Source organism: Enterobacter quasihormaechei (genome assembly GCF_004331385.1).
In the GTDB taxonomy this organism is placed as follows: Bacteria; Pseudomonadota; Gammaproteobacteria; order Enterobacterales; family Enterobacteriaceae; genus Enterobacter; species Enterobacter quasihormaechei.
In genome coordinates, this window is sequence record NZ_SJON01000002.1 from 256684 (window position 1) to 280408 (window position 23725).

The window sequence follows — 23725 nt, forward strand, 5'->3', positions numbered from 1 at the left end:
CGTGCAGTGAATCGTAGTTATCTGTAACGCTGTTGCCCGGTGGCGCTAACGCTTGCCGGGCCTACGCAGATCGGTAGGCCGGATGCGCAGCGCCATCCGGCACAACGTTATTCGTCTTCCAGTAATGCTTCGTACGCGGTCGCATCCAGCAGCGCGGCAACCTGCGCTTCGTCGCTGGCTTTGATCTTGAAGATCCAGCCGCCTTCATACGGCTCGCTGTTGACCAGCTCCGGGGAGTCGCTCAGCGCGTCGTTCACGGCAACAATTTCACCGCTCACAGGCGCGTAGATGTCAGAAGCCGCTTTGACGGATTCCGCCACCGCACAGTCGTCGCCTGCGCTCACGGTTGCGCCCACTTCCGGCAGGTCAACAAACACCATGTCGCCCAGCAGCTCCTGCGCGTGCTCGGTGATCCCAACGGTGTAAGTGCCGTCCGCCTCTTTGCGCAGCCACTCGTGTTCTTTGCTGTATTTCAGTTCTGCTGGCACATTGCTCATTGAAGTTCTCCTGATAAAAATAATTAGGCGACCGGCTTACCGGCGCGAACAAAAATCGGTTTGGTCACGTTGACCGGCATTTCGCGGTTGCGGATCTGCACCACCGCCGTTTCGCCAATGCCCGCCGGCACGCGCGCCAGGGCAATACTGTAGCCGAGCGTCGGGGAGAAGGTTCCGCTGGTGATCACGCCTTCGCGATGATTGCCGTCAGCATCGGTGAAGCGCACCGGCAGCTCGCCGCGCAGCACACCTTTTTCCTTCATCACCAGGCCAACCAGCTGTTCGGTGCCCTTCTCGCGCTGCATCTCCAGCGCTTCACGACCAATAAATTCACGGTCGGCCGGTTCCCACGCGATGGTCCAGCCCATGTTGGCCGCCAGCGGAGAGACGCCTTCATCCATCTCCTGGCCGTAGAGGTTCATGCCCGCTTCCAGACGCAGCGTATCGCGCGCGCCCAGACCCGCAGGCTTCACGCCCGCCTCAACCAGGGCACGCCAGAAATCGGCGGCTTTCTCGTTCGGCATGGCAATTTCATAGCCCGCTTCACCGGTGTAGCCGGTGGTGGCGATAAACAGATCCCCCGCCTGCACGCCGAAGAACGGTTTCATCCCTTCGGTGGCGTTGCGTTGCTCGTCGCTGAACAGAGACGCGGCTTTCGCCTGGGCATTGGGTCCCTGCACGGCGATCAGCGACAGGTCGTCACGAACGGTGATATCGATGGCGTAAGGTTCAGCGTGTTGGGAAATCCAGGAGAGGTCTTTTTCGCGAGTGGCGGAGTTTACAACGAGGCGGAAGAAATCTTCGGTGAAGTAGTAGACGATGAGGTCGTCAATCACGCCGCCCGAGGCATTGAGCATGCCGGTATAAAGCGCTTTGCCCGGCGTCTTCAGTTTGGCGACGTCGTTTGCCAGCAGATAACGCAAAAACTCCCGGGTGCGGCTTCCGCGCAGGTCGACAATCGTCATGTGTGACACGTCGAACATACCGGCATCGGTGCGCACCGCGTGGTGCTCATCAATTTGCGAGCCGTAGTGCAGCGGCATCATCCAGCCGTGGAAGTCCACCATGCGGGCGCCGCATAACACGTGCTGTTCGTACAAAGGAGTCTGTTGAGCCATCTTTTCCTCGTTGAAAAATTCACCGTGAAACCCGGTGTCGGCCTCGCAATCGGTAGCCGACGCAAACGTTCTCTTTTACCTGAACTTACCACCGAAACCGGCGGTTAACCATAAGGTAAAGCGGGTCATCACATTAGCTTATGGCTAAAAAACGCAGGAAAGCGTACAGAGTATTTGACTGGGAAAATGCGATTAAACCCGCATAATATTAACAATGATCTAACAGGATTTAGCGGATGATGATATTTCGTGCGGAAAAACGGGCCGAATTTCCGTAACATAAAAATTGTAAGATTAGATTTTCTAATGCGAAAAATGGCGTGAAATTAGATTATTTCAAACGAGGAATTTTCCCCGGCGCAGAGGCCGGGAAAATAAAGTGTGACGGGGATCGAGATTAACGTAACCAGTCGGGTAGATCGTTGAGGCCCATTGCCTGACGGAGAAGCTGAGGCTTCACGCCGGGAAGGGTATCGGCAAGCTTCAGACCGATATCGCGCAGCAGTTTTTTCGCCGGGTTCGCCCCGGCAAACAGCTCGCGGAAGCCCTGCATGCCCGCCAGCATCATCGCCGCGCTGTGTTTGCGGCTGCGCTCGTAGCGACGCAAATACAGATGCTGACCAATGTCTTTGCCTTCACGATGCAGACGACGCAGCTCTTCAACCAGCTCAGCCGCGTCCATAAAGCCGAGGTTAACCCCCTGCCCGGCCAGCGGATGAATGGTATGCGCCGCATCCCCCACCAGCGCCAGACGGTGCGCCGCGAACTGCCGCGCGTAGCGGCCCGTTAACGGAAACGCACGGCGCTCGCTTTCAAGCTCGCACAGGCCCAGACGGTTATCAAACGCCACGCACAGTGCCTGACTGAAGGCGTCCTGCGTCGCCTCCTGCATCTGCTGCGCTTTCTCCGGCTCTAAGGACCAGACGATGGAGCACAGATGCGGATCGGCAAGCGGCAGGAAGGCCAGAATGCCGTCGTTGTGGAAAATCTGGCGTGCGACGCCGCCGTGCGGCTCTTCGGTGCGGATTGTGGCAACCAGGGCGTGATGACGGTAATCCCAGAAGGTCAGCGGAATATCCGCTTTGTTACGCAGCCAGGAATTCGCGCCGTCGGCACCCACCACCAGACGCGCGGTCAGCATGTCGCCGCTTTCAAGGGTGATAAACGCGTCGTTCTCGCCCCACGCCACCTGCTGAAGTTTCGCCGGCGCGATGAGGGTGACGTCGCTGCACTGCTGTGCTTTCTGCCACAGCGCGTAATGGATCACCGCGTTTTCAACGATGTGTCCAAGATGGCTGTAGCCCATGCTTTCATCGTCAAAGGCGATGTGGCCAAAGCTGTCTTTATCCCACACCTCCATTCCGTGGTAGCAGCTTGCGCGCTGCGCCACGATCTCTGACCAGACGCCGAGGTGCGTCAGTAATTTTTCGCTGGCTGCGTTGATAGCTGAGACGCGCAGCTCCGGCGGGGCATCCTGCGCCACGGGCTGCGGCGCGTTTTGCTCAAGCACGGCCACGCGCAGGCCGCTGCCCTGTAAACCACAGGCCAGCGCCAGTCCTACCATTCCGCCGCCGACAATGGCGACATCAACATTTTGCACGGTGATTACTCCTTAACGCGCGACCCAACCCAGGGTCCGCTGCGCCAGCACGTCACGTGCCGGAATGAACAGTTCCATCGCCATCAGCCCGAGGTTGCGACCCGCAACCAGCGGCGCCCAGCGATTGGCAAACAGGTGGACTAAACCGTCGGTAACGCCAATGGTCGCCGCCTTGTCCGCCTGACGTCGTTTCTGATAATGGCTCAGCACTGAGTATGCGCCACAATCCTGTTGTTCGCTCCACGTCCGGGCCAGGAGCTCGGCCAGACTCATCACGTCGCGCAGGCCAAGGTTGAAGCCTTGCCCGGCGATGGGGTGCAGCGTCTGCGCGGCGTTGCCGACCAGCGCGACGCGGTGGGAAACCGTCTGCGATGCGGTCGTCAGCGAGAGCGGATAGGCCACGCGCTTACCGGCGTGGGTGATACGTCCAAGCCGCCAGCCGAAAGCCTTTTGCAGCTCGGAACAAAAACGTTCATCGGACCAGGAGAGCACCTCGTCGGCGCGATCCTGCGCATGGCACCACACCAGCGAGCAGCGCCCGTTCGACATCGGCAGCATGGCCAGGGGGCCGTGCTCGGTGAAACGCTCAAAGGCCCTGCCGTTATGCGCGCCTGCCGTGGAAACGTTAGCGATAACCGCCACCTGACCATAGGGTTGAGCGCGCGACTCTACGCCGCACTGCGTGGCGATCGACGAGCGTGAACCATCCGCCGCCACCAGCAGTTGCCCCTCCAGCGTGGTGCCATTGTCCAGCGTCACGCTGACGGCCTCGTCGCTGCGGCTAAAGCTGGCGACGCGCGCCGGACAGTGCAGCGTGACGCCAGGGGCATCCTGTAACAGACGGAACAGCCGCAGCCCCACGTCATGCAGTTCAACGACCTGCCCCAGCGCCTCAATTCGGTAATCGTGGGCATCCAGCGTCACAAACCCGGCGTGGCCGCGATCGCTGACGTGAACGGTGCCGATGGCCGTCGCGCAGTCCGCTATCGCCTGCCAGATGCCAATGCGCGCAAGCTGCTGGCAGGTTCCCTGGGCCAGTGCGATGGCGCGGGCGTCGAAACCGGGATGATCGGCCGCCTGCGGCGCAACCGCCTCAACAAGATGCACCGGAAGCTGACCTTTGGTTAACTGCGAAATGGCCAGCGCCAGGGTAGCGCCGGTCATGCCTCCGCCAACGATGATCACGCTCATACGCGTGCCGCCGCCATCAGCGCCTCGATATCGTCGGCGTTTTTCACCACGGTCGCGGTCAGGTTTTCGTTGCCGGTTTCGGTGATGACGATGTCGTCTTCAATACGAATGCCGATCCCGCGGTACTGGTCCGGCACGTCCGCATCCGGCGCGATGTACAGCCCCGGCTCAACGGTCAGCACCATGCCAGGCTCCAGCACGCGCGAACGATCCGTACCGTATGCGCCTACGTCGTGTACGTCGAGCCCCAGCCAGTGGCTCAGGCCGTGCATAAAGTACGGGCGATGGGCGTTTTCAGCGATAAGCGTGTCCACTTCGCCTTTCAGGATACCAAGCTTAACCAGACCGCTGATCATGATGCGCACCACCTCGCCCGTCACGTCCTGGATAGAGGTGCCCGGACGGAACAGCGTCAGCGCGGTTTCAAGCGACTCCAGCACGATGTCATAGATTTCACGCTGCGCGGGCGTGAATTTGCCGTTCACCGGGAAGGTGCGCGTGATGTCGCCCGCGTACCCCTGATATTCACAGCCGGCGTCAATCAGCACCAGATCGCCGTCGCGCAGCTCACTTTCGTTTTCGGTGTAGTGCAGAATGCAGCCGTTTTCCCCGCCGCCAACGATGGTGTTGTAGGACGGGAAGCGCGCGCCGTGGCGGTTAAATTCATGGTGAATTTCGCCTTCCAGCTGGTACTCGAACATACCGGGACGGCACTTTTCCATGGCGCGAGTATGCGCCAGGGCGCTAATTTCGCCCGCGCGGCGCATCACGTTGAGTTCTTCTTCTGACTTGAACAGACGCATCTCGTGCACCACCGGACGCCAGTCCGTTAGCGTGGCGGGCGCGGAAAGGTTCTGCCTGGAGCCTTTGCGCAGCTTGTCCAGCGCGGTAAACACAATCTCATCCGCATAGGCGTATTCGCCCTGTGCGTGGTAGAGCACGTCGAGACCGTTAAGCAGCTGGTAAAGCTGCTGGTTGATTTCGCTGAAGGCCAGCGCGCGGTCTACGCCCAACTTTTCCGGCGCTGCCTCTTGCCCCAGGCGGCGGCCAAACCAGATTTCCGCAGTTAAATCGCGCACGCGGTTGAAGATCACGCTGTGGTTGTGGGTGTCATCGCTTTTAATCAGCACCAGCACCGCTTCCGGCTCGTTGAAGCCGGTGAAGTACCAGAAATCGCTGCTCTGTCGATAGGGGTATTCGCTGTCGGCGCTGCGCGTCACTTCCGGCGCGGCAAAAATCAGGGCGGCGCTACCCGGCTGCATTTTTGCCAGCAGCGCCTGACGACGGCGAGAATACTCTTGATTCGAGATAACCATGACACCCTCCTGTGCGTTATTTTTCTTAATGTAAGGTCGGCTTACGAACTTCCGGCGCGGTCGGCTGCGAGCGCGTGAAGTTGTCGTGGCACAGCAGAGACGCCACGCGAACGTATTCGATAATCTCTTCGAGAGACATCTCCAGCTCTTCCTGATCTTCGTCTTCGTCGTAGCCAAGCTGCGCAATGTTGCGCAGATCGTCGATCGCTTCACCCGCTTCGCCGGTCACTTTATCCAGTTTAGGCTGGGTGACGCCGAGGCCGAGCAGATAGTGATTTACCCAACCCGCGAGCGCATCGGCGCGATCGAAGACGCTGACATCATCGCCTTCAGGCAGATAAAGCTGAAAAAGAAAGCCATCGTCTTCCAGGGAATCGCTGGTTGCCGCATGCATTTTGCGCAGCGCTTCCGCCAGCTCGTGACCAAACGCCAGCCCTTCGTTGGTGAGGTCGTGGATCAGCGGCTGCCAGGAGCTGTCGCTGTTTCCGCCGCACAGTATGCCGCTGATCAGACCGTGCATTTCGGCAGGGGTTAAACCGACTCCCTGCTGGTTCAGTAACTGGTTTAAATCCTTGTAACCAGGCATTTCGTTCTGTATAGACATACGCATTCATCATCAAAGGGAGGATATTCATGATATGCTACCACTTTGGACCCTGGTGATACCAGAAAAGGGCTTGTATCTTCACATCAGGGTAGCTATAGTGTCGCCCCTTCGCAGCCCCCGGGGCAGTAAGCGAAGGCAGCGCAGTCAATCAGCAGGAAGGTGGCATGTCTGCACAACCCGTCGATCTCCAGATTTTTGGCCGTTCACTGCGAGTGAATTGTCCACCTGAACAAAGGGATGCCCTGAATCAGGCTGCGGACGATTTGAATCAGCGGTTGCAAGATCTAAAAGAACGCACTAGAGTCACAAATACTGAGCAGCTGGTTTTCATCGCCGCGTTGAACATCAGCTATGAACTGACTCAGGAAAAAGCGAAGACCCGCGATTACGCGGCCAGCATGGAGCAGCGCATTAAAATGCTCCAGCAGACCATAGAACAGGCGTTGCTTGATCAAGGTCGCAATCCCGAAAGACCGGGACCAAAGTTTGAATAACACTTCGCAGTTGACTATGGTAGAGTAACTGTGAAGACAAAATTTCTCTGAGATGTTTGCAAGCGGGCCAGTCCCCTGAGCCGATATTTCATACCACAAGAATGTGGCGCTCCATGGTTGGTGAGCATGCTCGGTTCGTCCGAGAAGCCTTAAAACTATGACGACACATTCACCTTGAACCAAGGGTTCAAGGGTTACAGCCTGCGGCGGCATCTCGGAGATTCCCTCTCTCTTCTTCTACCGACTACCATGACTCAATTCCCTGAAGTTTCTGCCTCACGCCAGGACATCCGTCAGCTCATTCGCCAGCGTCGTCGCGCCTTAAGCGCCGAACAACAGGCACACTTTGCCCAGCAGGCCGCCGCCCGCATGATGGCCTATCCGCCCGTAGTGATGGCAAACACCGTCGCGCTGTTTCTCTCGTTTGACGGCGAGCTGGACACCCAGCCGCTTATCGACCAGCTCTGGCGCACCGGGAAAAAAGTGTACCTGCCGGTACTGCATCCGTTCAGCCGGGGCAATCTGCTGTTTCTGCACTACCATCCGCACAGCGAGCTGGTGGTGAATCGTCTGAAAATCACCGAACCCAAACTCGACGTGCGCGACGTGCTGCCGCTTTCTGAGCTGGACGTGCTGATTACGCCGCTGGTGGCATTTGATGAACAGGGCCAGCGATTAGGCATGGGCGGGGGATTCTATGACAGAACGCTGCAAAACTGGCAGCGCTACGGATTGCAGCCGGTAGGGTATGCGCATGATTGCCAGGCTGTAGAAGCGTTGCCTGTAGAGAAGTGGGATATTCCGCTGCCGGCGGTAGTGACGCCCAGCAAAACGTGGCTTTGGTAGCATAAAGCCGGGTGGCGGCTGCGCCTTACCCGGCCTACATAAAACCTCGGAATTTGTAGGTCGGGTAAGCGTAAGCGCCACCCGACACCACAAACCGCACGACCATCGTAGGTCGGGTAAGCGTAAGCGCCACCCGACCCCACAGACCGCACAACCATCGTAGGTCGGGTAAGGCGTAGCCGCCACCCGACACCACAAACCGCACAACCGTCGTAGGTCGGGTAAGGCGTAGCCGCCACCCGACACCACAGACCGCACCATCAGTACAACAGACGCGCGCGAATCGTCCCCGGAATGGTCTTCATGCTCTGCAACGCTTTCTCGGCGATGTCTTCATCCGCTTCAATATCAATCACCACGTAGCCCATCTGCGAATTAGTTTGCAGGTACTGCGCGGCGATGTTAACGCCCTGCTCGGCAAAGATCTGGTTGATGGCAGTCAGCACGCCCGGACGGTTCTCGTGGATGTGCAGCAGACGGCGACCACCGTGCAGCGGCAGAGACACTTCCGGGAAGTTCACCGCAGAGAGCGTTGAACCGTTGTCAGAATATTTGCTCAGCTTACCTGCCACTTCGAGGCCGATGTTCTCCTGCGCTTCCTGGGTCGAGCCGCCGATGTGCGGCGTCAGGATCACGTTGTCGAACTCGCACAGCGGAGAGGTAAACGGATCGCTGTTGGTGGCCGGCTCCGTCGGGAATACGTCGATAGCCGCCCCCGCCAGATGCTTACGCTTCAGCGCGTCGCACAGCGCAGGAATGTCAACTACCGTACCGCGCGCGGCGTTGATCAGCAGCGAGCCCGGCTTCATCAGCGCCAGCTCCTCCGCGCCCATCATGTTTTTAGTGGAGGCGTTTTCCGGCACGTGCAGGCTGACCACGTCGCTCATGTTCAGCAGGTCAGACAGATGCTGCACCTGCGTCGCGTTACCCAGCGGCAGTTTGCTTTCGATATCGTAGAAAAATACGTGCATACCGAGGGATTCCGCCAGAATACCGAGCTGCGTACCGATATGACCGTAACCGATAATCCCCAGCTTTTTACCACGCGCTTCGAAGGAGCCCGCGGCCAGCTTGTTCCACACCCCGCGGTGCGCTTTGGCGTTGGCTTCCGGAATGCCGCGAAGGAGCAGCAGCAGTTCGCCGATCACCAGCTCCGCTACGGAACGGGTGTTCGAGAACGGCGCGTTAAAGACCGGAATACCGCGCTTAGCGGCGGCGTTTAGATCAACCTGGTTGGTGCCGATGCAGAAACAGCCGATCGCCACCAGCTTTTCCGCCGCAGCAATAACGTCTTCAGTCAGTTGGGTACGGGATCGCAGGCCAATAAAATGGGCATCACGGATGGACGCTTTCAGCTCTTCGGAGTCCAGCGCGCCTTTGTGAAATTCGATGTTGGTGTAACCTGCCGCACGAAGGCTATCAAGCGCTTTCTGGTGCACGCCCTCGACCAGCAGGAATTTAATCTTGTCTTTCTCCAGTGATACCTTTGCCATTTACCCGACCCTGTTTTTTATCTGAACTGATGTTGTGCTGGATTGAAATCCCGTGCAGCCAACATATCAAAAAAAACTATTGCAGCAATATGAACGTTTGCGTCGGCACTCTGAAGAAAAGTCATACAGGGCAAAATGACAGAGGAAAATGCTGCGGATAATTGTGAACGTGGAAGGATCGGCAAATGAGGTGGAAAAACGTGACACAAGTCACCGAATTTAGCGCTTCAAAATTTTTTTAGCGGGGGGAGCGCTCCCCCCGTCAGATCATTTTACGATGGTTTTCACGCCGTCAGCCGTGCCGATCAGCGCCACGTCCGCGCCGCGGTTGGCAAACAACCCTACGGTCACGACGCCCGGAATGCCGTTAATCGCATTTTCCAGCGCAACGGCATCGAGGATTTCGAGACCGTGAACGTCGAGGATGACGTTGCCGTTATCGGTCACCACACCCTGACGGTATTCCGGACGACCACCCAGCTTCACCAGCTGACGCGCTACGGCGCTGCGCGCCATCGGGATCACTTCAACCGGCAGCGGGAAATTCCCCAGAATATCGACCTGCTTGGAGGCGTCCGCGATGCAGATGAACTTGTCCGCTACTGACGCGATGATCTTTTCACGGGTCAGCGCCGCGCCGCCGCCTTTGATCATCTGCATGTGGCCGTTGATTTCATCCGCGCCATCAACGTAAATGCCCAGGCGGTCCACTTCGTTGAGGTCGAAAACGGTGATGCCAAGGCTCTTCAGCTTTTCCGTGGACGCATCGGAGCTGGAAACTGCGCCCTCGATCTGCCCCTTCATCGTGCCCAGTGCATCGATAAAGTGTGCCGCCGTCGACCCCGTACCCACCCCGACAATGGTACCCGGCTGTACGTACTGGAGAGCGGCCCATCCTACTGCTTTTTTCAGTTCATCCTGCGTCATGATCGTTTTGCCTGTGGTATGAAAACTCAGGGCGCATTATAGAACACGTCGAATGGATTTCGTCTGCCACGAAGGGAAAATTGTGTCATAGTGCAGATTAAGCAAAATTAAGGAGTCAGCCAGAGCAATGAAACGTCCGGACTACAGAACACTACAGGCACTTGATGCAGTTATTCGTGAACGCGGTTTTGAGCGCGCGGCGCAAAAGCTGTGCATCACCCAGTCCGCCGTATCACAACGTATCAAACAGCTTGAAAACATGTTCGGGCAGCCGCTGCTGGTGCGTACCGTGCCGCCGCGCCCCACGGAGCAAGGGCAAAAGCTTCTCGCCCTGCTGCGCCAGGTTGAACTGCTGGAAGATGAGTGGCTGGGCGATGAACAGACCGGCTCTACGCCGCTGCTACTGTCGCTGGCGGTGAACGCCGACAGTCTGGCAACGTGGCTGCTGCCGGCCCTTGCGCCGGTGCTGGCCGACTCCCCAATCCGCCTGAACCTTCAGGTTGAAGACGAGACCCGCACTCAGGAGCGCCTGCGCCGTGGCGAAGTGGTTGGGGCGGTCAGTATTCAGCCTCAGGCCCTGCCAAGCTGTCTTGTCGATCAGCTGGGCGCACTGGATTACCTGTTTGTCGGTTCAAAAGCTTTTGCCGAGCGCTACTTCCCGAACGGCGTGACCCGCGCCGCGCTGCTGAAAGCCCCTGCCGTCGCGTTCGACCATCTGGACGATATGCATCAGGCCTTCCTGCAACAAAACTTCGACCTGCCGCCGGGCAGCGTGCCGTGTCATATCGTTAATTCCTCCGAAGCCTTCGTACAGCTCGCGCGTCAGGGCACCACCTGCTGCATGATCCCGCATTTGCAGATTGAGAAAGAGTTAAAAAGCGGTGAGCTGATTGATTTAACGCCGGGGCTGTATCAGCGCCGGATGCTGTACTGGCACCGTTTTGCGCCGGAAAGCCGCATGATGCGCAACGTCACGGATGCGCTGCTGGCGTTTGGGCATAAGGTGTTGAGACAGGATTAAAAAGAAAAGCCGGGTGGCGGCTACGCCTTACCCGGCCTACGGATTACTGAGCTGGCTTTTCAGTTGGCTCAAGCTGGAACACCACATCAACCTGATCGTCGAACTGAATGGTTGGCTGCTCGTAGGTTTCCTGAGCAGAAACCGGCGCGGCGTCTGCCTTCATCATCCGCACCATCGGGCTTGGCTGGTAGTTAGAGACGTGATAACGCACGCTGTAAACCGGGCCGAGTTTGCTCTTGAAGCCGGATGCCAGCTGTTCCGCCTGATGAATGGCATCATTAATTGCCGCTTTACGCGCTTCGTCTTTATATTTCTCCGGTTGTGCAACGCCCAGCGAGACGGAACGGATTTCGTTCAGGCCTGCTTTCAGCGCACCATCCAGCAGCGAGTTGAGCTTATCGAGCTGGCGCAACGTCACTTCAACAGTACGCACGGCGCGATAGCCTTTCAGGATGCTTTTACCGTTCTGGTAGTCGTAATCCGGTTGAGTACGCAGGTTCGCAGAGCTGATATCTTTTTTCGCGATACTGTTCTGTTCCAGGAAAGAGAGGTATTGCGCAACACGATCGTCTGCCTGTTTCTTGGCGGAAGCCGCATCTTTCGCCGCGACGTTCACTTCAATTGCCAGGGTTGCAACATCCGGAACCGCATCCACGCTTGCGGTGCCTGAAGTGACAATGTGCGGGCCGTTTGGCAGTTCATTCGCCTGCACCGACACCGAACCTAAACTTACTAATGCCGCCAGGGCCATCACCTTAAACTTCACTGTCATTCCTCCATGTTGCGAAGAGTGCCCCATCAACAGGGCTCATGCCAGCAAGCTTAGCGGCTCCTGCTCAGATGTCCATAAGACAAACGCTTAGTTGAACAATCCCTGTACGTGATGAATGCCCTCTTTCGCCAGCTGGAAGGCAATAAACCACATCACCAGCCCCACCAGCGTATTGATAATGCGCTGCGCTTTGGCGGTACGCAGTCGTGGCGCCAGCCACGCCGCCAGGATCGCAAGACCGAAGAACCAGAGGAAGGAGGCGCTGACCGTACCGAGCGCAAACCAGCGCTTCGGCTCAACGTCCAGCTGTCCACCCAGGCTGCCGAGTACCACGAACGTATCAAGGTAAACGTGCGGGTTAAGCCAGGTCACGGCGAGCATGGTGACGATAATCTTCCAGCGCCCCTGCTTCATCACTTCGGCGCTCGCCAGCTCAAGATTACTGCTCATGGCCGTTCTCAGGGCACCGAATCCGTACCAGAGCAGAAACGCCACGCCGCCCCAGGTAACCAGCGCCAGCAGCCACGGCGACTGCATCAGCAGCGCGCTGCCGCCAAAAATTCCGGCGCAAATCAGCAGCAGATCGCTCACCGCACACAGCAGAGCAATCATCAGGTGGTACTGGCGGCGAATGCCCTGGTTCATCACGAACGCATTTTGCGGGCCGAGGGGGAGGATCATGGCTGCGCCTAACGCAAGCCCCTGAAAATAATAAGATAACATGACGTAATTCTCACAAAGTTGTCCTGGAGGCAGACTATACTGCGGGAATGTCATTAGAGGAAATGGATAATATTAATCGGGGATTAGTGAGGCTAATAACAAAAAAGCCCGGTGGCGCTCGCGCTTACCGGGCCTACTGGTAAAGTTACTCTGCTTCTTTGACTTTTTTGACGTTGACGTCCATCTGCGGGTACGGGAAGCTGATGCCGTTGGCATCGAAATCGCGCTTGATGCGCTCCAGCACGTCCCAGTAAACGTTTTGCAGATCGCTGCTTTTGCTCCAGATGCGTACCACAAAATTAATGGATGACGCGCCCAGCTCGTTCAGACGAACGGTCTGCTCGCGGTCCTTCAGAATGCGGTCGTCAGAATCAATGATGTTAGCGATCAGCGATTTCACCTGGTCGATATCGGAATCGTACGCCACGCTGATGATCAGCTCGTTACGACGCACCGGCTCGCGGGAGAAGTTAATGATATTGCCCGCAATGATTTTCCCGTTCGGTACCACAACAATACGACCGTCGACGGTACGCAGGGTGGTAGAGAAAATCTGTACCTGCAACACGGTACCGGCGATGCCGCCTAAATCCACATATTCACCGGAACGGAACGGACGGAAGGTCACCAGCAGTACGCCCGCCGCCAGGTTTGAAAGCGAACCCTGCAATGCCAGACCAATGGCCAGACCGGCAGCACCGAGCACGGCGATGACGGATGCCGTCTGCACGCCGACGCGCCCCAGCGCGGCAATCAGCGTAAAGGCGATGATGCCGTAGCGCACCAGCGCGGAGAGGAAATCGGCGACCGTGGCGTCAATGTGTCGAGAGACCATCACCCGGTTGACAGCGTTCGAGACGATACGCGCCACGATCATCCCGACGATGATAATGGCAATAGCGGCAACAATATTCACGGCGTAGCTCAGCAGTAGCGCCTGGTTACGCACCAGCCAGTTACCCGCGTTATTGATGCTGTCTACAACATCAAGTTGTTCCATTTATTCTTCCTTTTGCTAAACCAAAACTCAAAATCTATCCCTTGAGGGGACAGGCAGGTCAGTAAAGGGTAAACAAAAAGCGCAGGTATTGCCAAGCAGATCACAAAAACAGGTATTGCAGGATATTGAAAAAGCATAAAAAAAGGCCCGCGTTTGCGGGCCTTCTGATGCTGTTAGCGGATCAAATTACAGAACGTCGATCGCGTTCAGTTCTTTGAATGCCTGCTCCAGACGCGTCACCATGGACGTCTGCGCAGCGCGCAGCCATACGCGTGGATCGTAGTATTTCTTGTTCGGCTGGTCTTCGCCTTTCGGGTTGCCCAGCTGGCCTTGCAGGTAAGCTTCGTTGGTTTTGTAGTATTGCAGGATACCGTCCCAGGTTGCCCATTGGGTGTCAGTATCAATGTTCATTTTCACTACGCCGTAGCTTACGGAATCTTTGATTTCCTGAGCAGAAGAACCGGAACCGCCGTGGAAGACGAAGTTCAGGCTGTTGTGCGGCAGGTTGTGTTTCCTGGAAACGTATTCCTGAGAATCGCGCAGGATGGTTGGGGTCAGAACCACGTTACCTGGCTTATAAACGCCGTGCACGTTACCGAAGGACGCTGCGATGGTGAAGCGCGGGCTGATTTTGCTCAGCTCGGTGTAAGCGTAATCAACGTCTTCTGGTTGGGTGTACAGTGCAGAAGCGTCCATGTGGCTGTTGTCCACGCCGTCTTCTTCACCGCCGGTGCAGCCCAGTTCGATTTCCAGGGTCATGCCCATTTTGGACATACGCGCCAGGTACTTAGAGCAGATCTCGATGTTTTCTTCCAGAGACTCTTCGGACAGGTCAATCATGTGAGAAGAGAACAGTGGCTTACCGGTTGCTGCGAAGTGTTTTTCACCCGCGTCCAGCAGACCGTCGATCCACGGCAGCAGTTTCTTCGCGCAGTGGTCAGTGTGCAGGATAACTGGAACACCGTAATGCTCAGCCATCTGGTGAACGTGGTGCGCACCAGAGATAGCGCCCAGGATAGCAGCACCCTGAGGAACGTCAGTTTTCACGCCTTTACCCGCGATGAACGCAGCGCCGCCGTTGGAGAACTGAACGATAACCGGTGCTTTAACTTTTGCAGCGGTTTCCAGTACGGCGTTGATGGAGTCGGTACCTACGCAGTTAACTGCTGGCAGAGCGAAGTTGTTTTCTTTAGCTACCTGGAACACTTTCTGTACGTCATCACCAGTGATAACGCCAGGTTTTACGAAATCAAAAATTTTAGACATGTTGCTTAGTCCTGTATCTTCGGCCGTTAGAAAAGGTGCGAGCTCTGATAAGCGCGCTGAAAATTGGGCAGGTTTCCCTGCCCCTGAATGGCTTACTTCTTAGCGCGCTCTTCGAGCATTGCTACTGCTGGCAGTACTTTGCCTTCCACGAATTCGAGGAATGCGCCGCCACCAGTGGAGATGTAGGAGATCTTGTCAGCGATACCGAACAGGTCGATAGCTGCCAGGGTGTCACCACCGCCTGCGATAGAGAACGCTTCGCTGTCTGCGATAGCGTTAGCAACGATTTCAGTCCCTTTGCGGAAGTTCGGGAATTCGAACACGCCGACTGGACCGTTCCACAGGATAGTTTTTGCGTTTTTCAGGATTTCAGCCAGTTTCTGTGCAGAAACGTCGCCCAGGTCCAGAATCTGCTCTTCATCTTTGATGTCGTTAACAGATTTCAGGGTCGCGGTAGCGGTTTCGGAGAACTCGGTTGCCACGCGAACGTCAGTTGGAACCGGGATATCGCAGGTGCCCAGCAGGCGTTTGGCTTCGTCAACCAGGTCTGCTTCGTACAGGGATTTACCCACGTTGTGGCCCTGAGCGGCAACGAAGGTGTTCGCGATACCACCGCCAACGATCAGCTGGTCAGCGATTTTGGACAGGGAATCCAGTACGGTCAGTTTGGTAGACACTTTAGAACCACCAACGATAGCAACCATTGGACGAGCAGGTTCTTTCAGTGCTTTACCCAGTGCTTCCAGTTCGTCAGCCAGCAGCGGACCTGCACACGCAACGTCTGCGAATTTACCGATACCGTGGGTAGATGCCTGCGCACGGTGAGCCGTACCGAATGCATCCATCACGAACACGTCGCACAGTGCAGCGTATTTTTTGGACAGGGTTTCGTCGTCTTTCTTTTCGCCTTTGTTGAAGCGAACGTTTTCCAGAACTACCAGCTCACCTTCGGCAACGTCTACGCCGTCCAGGTAATCTTTCACCAGGCGAACCGGGTTAGACAGTTTGTCTTTCAGGTAATTAACAACCGGCAGCAGAGAGAACTCTTCGTTGTACTCGCCTTCAGTTGGACGGCCCAGGTGGGAGGTGACCATTACTTTAGCGCCCTGCTTCAGAGCCAGTTCAATGGTTGGCAGAGATGCACGGATACGCGCGTCGCTGGTCACTTTGCCATCTTTAACCGGTACGTTCAGATCGGCACGGATGAAAACGCGTTTACCTGCCAGATCCAGATCGGTCATCTTAATTACAGACATGGTGAATCCTCTCGTTGATTCTTAAAGTTTTGCAAGCGCAAGGTGCGCTCTACCTGAAACCTTTTGCGGCCATGGCTAACGTGGTGTCGAGCATTCGGTTAGCAAAGCCCCATTCGTTATCACACCAGACCAGCGTCTTGATAAGGTGCGCACCACTGACTCGCGTCTGCGTGCCATCCACGATGGCGCTGTGCGGGTCGTGGTTAAAATCTACTGAGACCAACGGTAATTCCGTATAGTCAACTATACCATGAAATGCTCCCTGTGCCGCTTTTTGCAGCAACAGGTTGACTTCACAGGCTTTTACCGGTTTTTTTACCGTCACGCTAAGATCGATTGCGGTGACGTTTATCGTCGGAACACGCACGGCAATCGCTTCGAAACGGTCGTTAAACTGCGGGAAAATACGGGTGATCCCCGCAGCCAGTTTCGTATCCACCGGAATAATGGACTGGCTCGCCGCGCGAGTGCGTCGTAAATCCGGATGATAGGCGTCGATAACCTGCTGATCGTGCATGGCGGAGTGAATCGTGGTCACGGTGCCGGATTCAATGCCGTACGCATCGTCTAACAGTTTAATGACCGGAATAATGCAGTTGGTGGTGCAGGAGGCGTTGGAGACAATGCGGTGTTCAGCGTGCAGCTCGTGCTGGTTGACGCCAAACACGACGGTGGCGTCGAGGTCGTGGCTGCCAGGATGGGAGAACAGGACTTTTTTCGCACCGGCCTTCAGATGCGCTTCGCCATGTTCGCGGTTACCGTACACGCCGGTACAGTCCAGGACCACATCCACACCCAGTTCGCGCCAGGGCAGCCCTTCAATACTGTTCTCATGCAGCACGCGGATTGCATCGTCACCGACGAACAGCTGTTCTCTTTCCTGGCGAACGTCCCAGGCAAAGCGGCCGTGGCTGGTGTCATATTTCAATAAATGCGCCATGCCCGCAGCATCCGCCAGTTCATTGATTGCCACCACGGTGATTTCCGCACGACGCCCGGATTCATATAATGCACGAACCACGTTGCGCCCGATGCGACCGAAGCCATTAATCGCTACGCGTACGGTCATAGATCTCCTGCAAAGCTATCCCTGAGTTTGAGGTGGCTGAAAGAGTAATCCAGCGACGCCCGAAGGGGAATCCTTGCTGTCACAAACTGCGATTGATTGGTCAATTGTCGAACATTTAATCGACTGAAACGCTTCAGCAAGAATAAGCGAATCGCGGAATAAAAGGAATGGTTGTCCAGATGAATAAGCGAGCTATATGACTTGCGTCACATTTCTGGTGGAATAATGTCTACAAAAAAGCCGGGTGACGCTTACGCGTACCCGGCCTACGTTTTGTGCCATTTGTAGGCCCGGTAAGCGTAAGCGCCACCGGGCAAAACAGCAATTACAGCAGTTCTTTCGCCTTCGCGACAACGTTCTCAACGGTGAAGCCGAACTCTTCAAACAGCTGCTCAGCCGGTGCAGACTCACCGAAGGTGGTCATACCGACGATAGCACCGTTCAGGCCCACGTATTTGAACCAGTAGTCAGCGATACCCGCTTCCACCGCCACGCGAGCGGAAACCGCTTTAGGCAGTACGGATTCACGGTAAGCTGCATCCTGCTTGTCGAACGCATCGGTAGACGGCATGGAGACCACGCGCGCCTTCACGCCTTCGGCAGTCAGTTTTTCCCATGCTGCAACAGCCAGTTCAACTTCAGAACCGGTCGCGATGAAGATCAGCTCAGGCTGGCCCGCGCAATCTTTCAGCACGTAACCACCGCGTGCGATGTTCGCCAGCTGCTCTGGGGTACGCTCCTGCTGCGCCAGGTTCTGACGGGAGAGGATCAGCGCGGTCGGGCCGTCCTGACGCTCAACGCCGTATTTCCACGCCACCGCAGATTCAACCTGGTCACATGGACGCCATGTGCTCATGTTCGGGGTCACGCGCAGGGAAGCTACCTGCTCTACCGGCTGGTGAGTTGGACCATCTTCGCCGAGACCAATGGAGTCGTGGGTGTAGACCATCACCTGACGCTGTTTCATCAGCGCTGCCATACGCACGGCGTTACGTGCATATTCCACGAACATCAGGAAGGTAGAGGTGTACGGCAGGAAACCACCGTGCAGGGAGATACCGTTGGCAATAGCGGTCATACCGAATTCACGTACACCGTAATGGATGTAGTTACCGGCAGCATCTTCGTTGATTGGCTTAGATCCAGACCACAGGGTCAGGTTAGATGGCGCCAGGTCAGCGGAACCGCCGAGGAATTCTGGAAGCCATGGACCAAACGCTTCGATCGCATTCTGAGACGCTTTACGGCTGGCGATTTTAGACGGGTTCGCCTGCAATTTCGCAATGAACTCGTTCGCTTTCGCGTCGAAGTCAGACGGCATGTCGCCTTTCATACGGCGGGTGAACTCGGCTGCTTCCTGCGGGAAGGCTTTTGCGTAAGCCGCGAATTTCTCGTTCCAGGCCGCTTCTTTCGCCTGGCCCACTTCTTTCGCATCCCACTGAGCATAGATCTCAGACGGGATTTCAAAGGCTGGGTGTTTCCAGCCAAGCGCTTCACGGGTCAGTGCGATTTCCGCGTCGCCCAGCGGTGCGCCGTGGGAGTCATGGGTGCCCGCTTTGTTCGGGGAGCCGAAGCCGATGATGGTTTTGCACATCAGCAGGGACGGTTTGTCGGTCACGGCGCGCGCTTCTTCTACTGCACGTTTAATCGAGTCAGCATCGTGGCCATCAACGCCACGCACAACGTGCCAGCCGTAGGCTTCGAAACGTGCGGCGGTGTCGTCAGTGAACCAGCCTTCAACGTGACCGTCGATGGAGATGCCGTTGTCGTCGTAGAACGCAACCAGTTTACCCAGCTTCAGGGTACCTGCCAGGGAGCACACTTCGTGAGAAATGCCTTCCATCATGCAGCCGTCGCCCAGGAACGCGTAGGTGAAGTGGTCAACGATGTCGTAGCCCGGACGGTTGAACTGTGCCGCCAGGGTCTTCTCAGCAATCGCCATACCCACTGCGTTCGCAATGCCCTGACCCAGCGGGCCGGTGGTGGTTTCAACGCCTGCGGTGTAGCCCACTTCCGGGTGACCTGGAGTTTTGGAGTGCAGCTGACGGAAGTTTTTCAGCTCTTCGATGGGCAGATCGTAGCCGGTGAGGTGCAGCAGGCTGTAGATCAGCATAGAGCCGTGGCCGTTAGACAGCACGAAACGGTCGCGGTCTGCCCATGCCGGGTTCTGTGGGTTGTGGTTAAGGAAATCACGCCACAGGACTTCGGCGATGTCAGCCATGCCCATTGGGGCGCCCGGGTGGCCGGATTTGGCTTTCTGTACTGCGTCCATGCTCAGCGCACGAATAGCATTAGCAAGCTCTTTACGTGAGGACATTTTAACTCCAGATCGGACTGTTAAAGGCCATGCCCTTGACGACAGCGCGTTTTGGGCTACGCCGGAAAAAAGTGCCAACAATGTAACCCAAGCCGCAGGGCATGTACATGGAGCATTCTTTTGCAGCTTAAGAAATCTCTGGATCATGCTCGCATGTTGCGCAATCTGCTCGCCCGCCCCTGTAGATATTCCTTATACTTAGCCCGACACCGGCTTCGTTGACGGTGCATTTTTCAGAATTAATTCAGATTAACGAGTACGGAAGCGACATCATGAAAATGCGTGCAATTGGGCTGGCTGTGGGAACAACGCTCCTGCTAAGCGGCTGTCAGAATATGGATTCTAACGGCCTGATGACCTCAGGCGCAGAAGCTTTTCAGGCCTACTCTCTGAGCGATGCGCAGGTCAAAGCGCTGAGCGACGAGGCCTGTAAGGATATGGATGGAAAAGCTACGCTTGCCCCGGCAAACAGCACCTACACGCAGCGTCTGAACAAGATTGCTTCCGCGCTGGGCGACAACATTAATGGCCAGCCGGTGAACTATAAGGTGTACATGGCGAAAGACGTGAACGCCTTCGCGATGGCCAACGGCTGTATCCGCGTTTACAGCGGCCTGATGGACATGATGACCGACAACGAAGTGGAAGCGGTGATCGGCCATGAAATGGGCCACGTAGCCCTGGGTCACGTGAAGAAAGGGATGCAGGTTGCGCTGGGCACCAACGCCGTGCGCGCCGCGGCAGCCTCAGCGGGCGGTATTGTCGGCAGCCTGTCCCAGTCGCAGCTTGGCGACGTGGGCGAGAAACTGGTGAACTCCCAGTTCTCCCAGCGTCAGGAGTCTGAAGCGGATGACTACTCTTACGATCTGTTGCGCAAACGCGGCATCAATCCATCCGGTTTAGCCACCAGCTTCGAGAAACTGGCGAAGCTGGAAGAAGGCCGTCAGAGCTCCATGTTTGACGACCACCCGGCCTCCGTTGAACGCGCGCAGCATATCCGCGACCGCATGGCGGCTGACGGTATTAAATAACGGCACATCTGCCCGGTGCGCGCCGCGCCGCCGGGCAACAAGACCAAATCAGTACAGCGTTTTCTGCGGCGGCCCGGCAAACTTCAGGGCGCCTATCTGCCCCATCCGCACTTCCACCACCGACGGCCCCGGCATGGCCAGCGCCTCCGTCATAATCGCATCAAAGTCCTCGGCCCGCTCAACGCTCCAGGCCTGTAAGCCAATCGCCTGCGCCAGCAGGGTAAAGTCCGGCGTGTGCAATTCGTTGTAATACTGTCGCCCGCCGAAATACTTATCCTGAATGCCGCGCATGACGCCGTAGCCCCCGTCGTTCATGATCAGCAGCGTCACGTTGGCTTTCTCCTGCGCCAGCGTCGCCAGCTCGCCTAAATTCAGGCTCAGGCCGCCGTCGCCCACCAGCCCCACCACCTTACGCTGCGGATTGGCAATGGCGGTACCGATGGCCATCGGCAGCCCCATGCCAATCGCCCCGGCCAGAGAGTGAATGTTCATCAGCGGGCCGTTAGCCCTGAACAGGCGGCTGCCCCACAGGCTGCCGGAGACGGTGATATCGCGCACCAGCAGGCCGTCCTTCGGCAGGGCTTTATCTATGGCGTCGTTGAGCTTCGCATAGGCGCCGCACTGCTCGCGCAGGCCCTGTTCAGCCTGCAATACCGCCTGCTGCACCTGCGCGTCCCACTGGGCGTTGCCCCACTCGCGGCCCTGCGCTTTATCGGCCAGGGCACCAAGCAGCGCTGAACAGTCGGCTATCAGCGTGTTATCCATCAGATAGTTACGGCTCGCCGCCGCCGGATCGATATCAATCTGCACCCGCGGAGACGGCAACTCCAGCGTCCAGGAGCGGGTTTCGTTGCTGCGCAGGCGAGAACCGGCCACCAGCGTAAAATCACACTGCGCAATCAGCGCCTCTACCGACGGCGAGTTGTGGAACGCGCGCAGGCTGGCACGATGGCCGTCCGGCAGCACGCCGCGCGCGTGGGTGCTGGAGATCACCGTCACGCCCGCCTCCGCCAGTTTTTTCACCGCGTCAGCGCTTCCCAGCGCCCCGCCGCCCAGCCACAGCAGCGGCTGTTTAGCCTGCTTAAGCTGCGCCCACAGCGTATCGACAGCGCTCGCATCTACGCTCACACCCGGAGCCGGTTTCACCGGCGCCGTCACCAGAGACAGGGGGATCTTCGCGCCCTGAATATCAATCGGGATTTCCACGGAGACCGGCCCGCACGGCGGCGTCTGCGCCTCCTGAATCGCTTTATGCAGAATCGCTATCGCCTGGCTGGCATTGCTGATGCGGTACGCCCGTTTTGAACTGGCCTTCAGGAAGGTCAGCTGGTCGCGGGTTTCATGGATAAACCCGGTGTCGGCGTCCAGCCAGGCCTTTTCCACCTGCCCGGTTAAATGCAGCAGCGGCGTGCAGGCGTTCATCGCCTCCACCAGCGCGCCTACCGCGTTCCCCGCCCCCGCGCCGGTGCTGGTCAGCGCCACGCCGAGGCCGGAAAACCGCCCGTGGGCGTCGGCCATGGTGACGGAACCCGCTTCGCCGCGCGCGGGCACAAAGCGGATTTTGCCCCGCTGCCCGACCGCATCCGCGATCGGCAGGTTGTGAATGGAGATGACGCCGTAGATGGCCTCAACCTGATACTGCTCCAGCGTTCTGGCGATGGCGTCGCCGACGGTTATCATTTCGCTCATTGCTCACCCTTTCTCAGTCGCACCAGTGGTTGACGCTGTTACCCGTCGCCAGATAAATGCTCTTTTGCTGCATCCAGGCTTTCAGCCCCTGAATGCCCTTTTCGCGGCCCAGACCGCTCTCTTTAAAGCCCCCGAACGGGGTCGAAATCGCAAAAACTTTGTAGGTGTTGATCCACACCGTCCCGGCCTCCAGCTGCTCGCTCAGGCGCAGCGCCCGCCCGGTGTCGCGGGTCCAGACCCCTGCCGCCAGGCCGTAAACCGAATCGTTCGCCTCGCGGATCAACGCCGCTTCATCGCCAAACGGCATAGCCACCAGCACCGGGCCGAAAATCTCCTCCTGGCAGGCGCGGGCGCCGTTCGTCAGCCCTTCAATAATGGTTGGCAGGAAGAAGCTGCCGTTTGCGAGCGCCGGATCTGCCGGGATTTCGCCGCCGCACAGCACCCGGCCCCCTTCGCGCTTCGCCAGCTCGACGTACTCGAGCACGCCCTGACGATGCTTGTCGTTGATCAGCGGTCCTACATGGATGCCGTCAGCAAACGGATGTCCCACGCGCAGGCCGCGCGTGAGCTCCAGCAGCCGCGCCATCAGCGGCGCGTACAGGCTTTCGTGGATAAACAGCCGGGACCCGGCGATGCACGCCTGCCCCGCCGAGCTGAAAATGCCGTAACAGATCCCGCGCGCGGCCTGCTCAACGTCGGCATCCTCCAGCACGATGGTCGGGGATTTTCCGCCCAGCTCCAGCGACGCCGGGATAAGCTTTTCCGCCGCCACGTGCGCCAGATGGCGGCCCGTATTGGTGCCGCCGGTAAAGGAAATTTTTCGCACGCGAGGATGGCGCGCCAGCGCGTCGCCAATCACCGAGCCTTTACCCGGCAGCACGCTCAGCAGCCCGGCGGGCAGCCCGGCCTGTTCAAAAATGCGCGCCAGCTCGAGCGCCATCAGCGGCGTGGCTTCGGCAGGCTTGAGGATCACCGCGTTTCCGGCGGCGATGGCCGGGGCGACCTTCTGCATCTCGCTGGCAATCGGCGAGTTCCACGGCGTGATGGCCGCCACCACGCCGAGCGGCTCATAGCGGCTTAGCGTCAGCAGATCCGGCTGGCGCGGCGTGGGCAGTTCCCCTTCCAGCAGCTCGCAGGCGGCGGCAAAGTAGCGCGCCGTCCCCGCCGCGCTCATCACCAGCCCGCGCGCCTCCGCCAGCGGCTTGCCGTTATCCCGGCTCTGCATCTGCGCCAGCTCGTCAGCGCGGGACTCAATCAAATCCGCCACCTTGTGCAGGATCTTCGCCCGCACGTGCGGCAGGCTGTTGCGCCAGACGGGATCGCGCCACGCGCGCTCGCCGGCCTCGATCGCGTCGTGCAGATCGTCAAGGTTTGCCGCGTTCAGCGTCGCATTGAGCGACCCGTCTGCCGGGAAGTGGCTCTGCATCGGGTTACCGCCGCCGCGTCGCCACTGGCCGCCGATAAAAATCTTCAGATCGTCCATCGTCACTCC

General features: G+C 57.8%; 21 protein-coding genes and 1 other RNA gene. 5 read left to right on the top strand and 17 right to left on the bottom strand.

The genetic code is table 11. From position 1 onward, the window contains the following. Nucleotides 1–107 precede the first annotated feature (107 nt). From gcvH to E0L16_RS03870, 6 genes are all read right to left on the bottom strand, one after another. Nucleotides 108–497: a glycine cleavage system protein GcvH gene (gene gcvH, locus E0L16_RS03845; RefSeq protein WP_006811885.1), complete on the bottom strand. Its 390-nt coding sequence runs from the start codon at nucleotides 495–497 to the stop codon at nucleotides 108–110. Between the two features lie 23 nt (nucleotides 498–520). Then, the gene (gene gcvT / locus E0L16_RS03850) at nucleotides 521–1615 is read right to left on the bottom strand and encodes a glycine cleavage system aminomethyltransferase GcvT (RefSeq protein WP_063867877.1); all 1095 of its coding nucleotides are present in this window, start codon (nucleotides 1613–1615) and stop codon (nucleotides 521–523) included. Nucleotides 1616–2012: 397 nt separating this feature from the next. Then, the gene (gene ubiI, locus E0L16_RS03855) at nucleotides 2013–3215 is read right to left on the bottom strand and encodes an FAD-dependent 2-octaprenylphenol hydroxylase (RefSeq protein ID WP_131636360.1); all 1203 of its coding nucleotides are present in this window, start codon (nucleotides 3213–3215) and stop codon (nucleotides 2013–2015) included. Nucleotides 3216–3227: 12 nt separating this feature from the next. After that, entirely contained in the window at nucleotides 3228–4406 is a 1179-nt protein-coding gene (ubiH, locus tag E0L16_RS03860) for a 2-octaprenyl-6-methoxyphenyl hydroxylase (protein ID WP_107533691.1), read from the bottom strand. Then, nucleotides 4403–5716, bottom strand: a complete 1314-nt coding sequence (gene pepP, locus E0L16_RS03865; RefSeq protein ID WP_131636454.1) for a Xaa-Pro aminopeptidase — start codon at nucleotides 5714–5716, stop codon at nucleotides 4403–4405. Before pepP ends, ubiH begins: the two co-directional genes overlap by 4 nt. A gap of 31 nt (nucleotides 5717–5747) precedes the next feature. Further along, complete coding sequence (locus E0L16_RS03870) at nucleotides 5748–6326, bottom strand: YecA/YgfB family protein (RefSeq protein WP_003860099.1); 579 nt, start codon at nucleotides 6324–6326, stop codon at nucleotides 5748–5750. Nucleotides 6327–6493: 167 nt separating this feature from the next. On the opposite strand from E0L16_RS03870, the gene zapA reads away from it, so the two are divergent. The 3 genes from zapA to E0L16_RS03885 all read left to right on the top strand — a co-directional run bounded on the left by zapA (nucleotide 6494) and on the right by E0L16_RS03885 (nucleotide 7669). After that, on the top strand, nucleotides 6494–6823 hold the full coding sequence (gene zapA / locus E0L16_RS03875) for a cell division protein ZapA (RefSeq protein WP_006811891.1): 330 nt from the start codon (nucleotides 6494–6496) through the stop codon (nucleotides 6821–6823). 41 nt (nucleotides 6824–6864) lie between these two features. After that, nucleotides 6865–7048, top strand: a non-coding RNA gene (gene ssrS / locus E0L16_RS03880) — 6S RNA. Between the two features lie 24 nt (nucleotides 7049–7072). Next, the gene (locus E0L16_RS03885; protein WP_131636361.1) at nucleotides 7073–7669 is read left to right on the top strand and encodes a 5-formyltetrahydrofolate cyclo-ligase; all 597 of its coding nucleotides are present in this window, start codon (nucleotides 7073–7075) and stop codon (nucleotides 7667–7669) included. Between the two features lie 260 nt (nucleotides 7670–7929). Here the strand turns inward: E0L16_RS03885 and serA are convergent, their stop codons facing one another. Both serA and rpiA read right to left on the bottom strand, forming a co-directional pair. Beyond that, on the bottom strand, nucleotides 7930–9162 hold the full coding sequence (gene serA / locus E0L16_RS03890; protein ID WP_063452002.1) for a phosphoglycerate dehydrogenase: 1233 nt from the start codon (nucleotides 9160–9162) through the stop codon (nucleotides 7930–7932). A gap of 267 nt (nucleotides 9163–9429) precedes the next feature. Beyond that, nucleotides 9430–10089 (bottom strand): ribose-5-phosphate isomerase RpiA, encoded by a 660-nt coding sequence (gene rpiA, locus E0L16_RS03895; protein ID WP_047355196.1) that lies wholly within the window; start codon nucleotides 10087–10089, stop codon nucleotides 9430–9432. A gap of 127 nt (nucleotides 10090–10216) precedes the next feature. Between rpiA and argP the strand changes: the two genes are divergently transcribed. After that, nucleotides 10217–11110 carry a DNA-binding transcriptional regulator ArgP gene (argP, locus tag E0L16_RS03900; RefSeq protein WP_003860089.1) on the top strand — a complete coding sequence of 298 codons (894 nt, stop codon included), beginning with the start codon at nucleotides 10217–10219 and terminating at the stop codon, nucleotides 11108–11110. A gap of 43 nt (nucleotides 11111–11153) precedes the next feature. Here argP and E0L16_RS03905 read toward each other — a convergent pair whose 3' ends face one another. The 7 genes from E0L16_RS03905 to tkt all read right to left on the bottom strand — a co-directional run bounded on the left by E0L16_RS03905 (nucleotide 11154) and on the right by tkt (nucleotide 19513). Beyond that, nucleotides 11154–11876 carry an oxidative stress defense protein gene (locus E0L16_RS03905; RefSeq protein WP_131636362.1) on the bottom strand — a complete coding sequence of 241 codons (723 nt, stop codon included), beginning with the start codon at nucleotides 11874–11876 and terminating at the stop codon, nucleotides 11154–11156. A gap of 93 nt (nucleotides 11877–11969) precedes the next feature. After that, nucleotides 11970–12605, bottom strand: coding sequence for an arginine exporter ArgO (gene argO / locus E0L16_RS03910; RefSeq protein ID WP_063867866.1), 636 nt, complete (start codon nucleotides 12603–12605; stop codon nucleotides 11970–11972). 145 nt (nucleotides 12606–12750) lie between these two features. Next, entirely contained in the window at nucleotides 12751–13605 is an 855-nt protein-coding gene (gene mscS / locus E0L16_RS03915; protein WP_063452005.1) for a small-conductance mechanosensitive channel MscS, read from the bottom strand. Between the two features lie 186 nt (nucleotides 13606–13791). Further along, on the bottom strand, nucleotides 13792–14871 hold the full coding sequence (gene fbaA, locus E0L16_RS03920) for a class II fructose-bisphosphate aldolase (protein WP_063452006.1): 1080 nt from the start codon (nucleotides 14869–14871) through the stop codon (nucleotides 13792–13794). A 92-nt stretch (nucleotides 14872–14963) separates the two neighbouring features. Continuing rightward, nucleotides 14964–16127 carry a phosphoglycerate kinase gene (gene pgk / locus E0L16_RS03925; protein WP_028014337.1) on the bottom strand — a complete coding sequence of 388 codons (1164 nt, stop codon included), beginning with the start codon at nucleotides 16125–16127 and terminating at the stop codon, nucleotides 14964–14966. A gap of 49 nt (nucleotides 16128–16176) precedes the next feature. Next, on the bottom strand, nucleotides 16177–17196 hold the full coding sequence (gene epd / locus E0L16_RS03930) for an erythrose-4-phosphate dehydrogenase (RefSeq protein WP_063452007.1): 1020 nt from the start codon (nucleotides 17194–17196) through the stop codon (nucleotides 16177–16179). A gap of 325 nt (nucleotides 17197–17521) precedes the next feature. Further along, nucleotides 17522–19513 carry a transketolase gene (gene tkt / locus E0L16_RS03935; RefSeq protein ID WP_131636363.1) on the bottom strand — a complete coding sequence of 664 codons (1992 nt, stop codon included), beginning with the start codon at nucleotides 19511–19513 and terminating at the stop codon, nucleotides 17522–17524. Nucleotides 19514–19785: 272 nt separating this feature from the next. Here tkt and loiP point away from each other — a divergent pair, with 272 nt between their 5' ends. Continuing rightward, entirely contained in the window at nucleotides 19786–20544 is a 759-nt protein-coding gene (loiP, locus tag E0L16_RS03940) for a metalloprotease LoiP (protein ID WP_003860073.1), read from the top strand. A 48-nt stretch (nucleotides 20545–20592) separates the two neighbouring features. Here the strand turns inward: loiP and E0L16_RS03945 are convergent, their stop codons facing one another. Both E0L16_RS03945 and E0L16_RS03950 read right to left on the bottom strand, forming a co-directional pair. After that, entirely contained in the window at nucleotides 20593–22233 is a 1641-nt protein-coding gene (locus E0L16_RS03945) for a thiamine pyrophosphate-binding protein (protein ID WP_131636364.1), read from the bottom strand. A gap of 13 nt (nucleotides 22234–22246) precedes the next feature. Next, nucleotides 22247–23716, bottom strand: coding sequence for an aldehyde dehydrogenase (locus E0L16_RS03950; protein ID WP_131636365.1), 1470 nt, complete (start codon nucleotides 23714–23716; stop codon nucleotides 22247–22249). Nucleotides 23717–23725 lie beyond the last annotated feature (9 nt).

What these genes read in the sequence shown, in the direction of transcription:
- gcvH (WP_006811885.1), bottom strand. Translation starts at nt 497, where the DNA reads ATGAGCAATGTGCCAGCAGAACTGAAATACAGCAAAGAACACGAGTGG.
- gcvT (WP_063867877.1), bottom strand. Translation starts at nt 1,615, where the DNA reads ATGGCTCAACAGACTCCTTTGTACGAACAGCACGTGTTATGCGGCGCC.
- ubiH (WP_107533691.1), bottom strand. Translation starts at nt 4,406, where the DNA reads ATGAGCGTGATCATCGTTGGCGGAGGCATGACCGGCGCTACCCTGGCG.
- E0L16_RS03870 (WP_003860099.1), bottom strand. Translation starts at nt 6,326, where the DNA reads ATGTCTATACAGAACGAAATGCCTGGTTACAAGGATTTAAACCAGTTA.
- zapA (WP_006811891.1), top strand. Translation starts at nt 6,494, where the DNA reads ATGTCTGCACAACCCGTCGATCTCCAGATTTTTGGCCGTTCACTGCGA.
- E0L16_RS03885 (WP_131636361.1), top strand. Translation starts at nt 7,073, where the DNA reads ATGACTCAATTCCCTGAAGTTTCTGCCTCACGCCAGGACATCCGTCAG.
- serA (WP_063452002.1), bottom strand. Translation starts at nt 9,162, where the DNA reads ATGGCAAAGGTATCACTGGAGAAAGACAAGATTAAATTCCTGCTGGTC.
- rpiA (WP_047355196.1), bottom strand. Translation starts at nt 10,089, where the DNA reads ATGACGCAGGATGAACTGAAAAAAGCAGTAGGATGGGCCGCTCTCCAG.
- argP (WP_003860089.1), top strand. Translation starts at nt 10,217, where the DNA reads ATGAAACGTCCGGACTACAGAACACTACAGGCACTTGATGCAGTTATT.
- argO (WP_063867866.1), bottom strand. Translation starts at nt 12,605, where the DNA reads ATGTTATCTTATTATTTTCAGGGGCTTGCGTTAGGCGCAGCCATGATC.
- mscS (WP_063452005.1), bottom strand. Translation starts at nt 13,605, where the DNA reads ATGGAACAACTTGATGTTGTAGACAGCATCAATAACGCGGGTAACTGG.
- fbaA (WP_063452006.1), bottom strand. Translation starts at nt 14,871, where the DNA reads ATGTCTAAAATTTTTGATTTCGTAAAACCTGGCGTTATCACTGGTGAT.
- pgk (WP_028014337.1), bottom strand. Translation starts at nt 16,127, where the DNA reads ATGTCTGTAATTAAGATGACCGATCTGGATCTGGCAGGTAAACGCGTT.
- epd (WP_063452007.1), bottom strand. Translation starts at nt 17,196, where the DNA reads ATGACCGTACGCGTAGCGATTAATGGCTTCGGTCGCATCGGGCGCAAC.
- tkt (WP_131636363.1), bottom strand. Translation starts at nt 19,513, where the DNA reads ATGTCCTCACGTAAAGAGCTTGCTAATGCTATTCGTGCGCTGAGCATG.
- loiP (WP_003860073.1), top strand. Translation starts at nt 19,786, where the DNA reads ATGAAAATGCGTGCAATTGGGCTGGCTGTGGGAACAACGCTCCTGCTA.
- E0L16_RS03945 (WP_131636364.1), bottom strand. Translation starts at nt 22,233, where the DNA reads ATGAGCGAAATGATAACCGTCGGCGACGCCATCGCCAGAACGCTGGAG.
- E0L16_RS03950 (WP_131636365.1), bottom strand. Translation starts at nt 23,716, where the DNA reads ATGGACGATCTGAAGATTTTTATCGGCGGCCAGTGGCGACGCGGCGGC.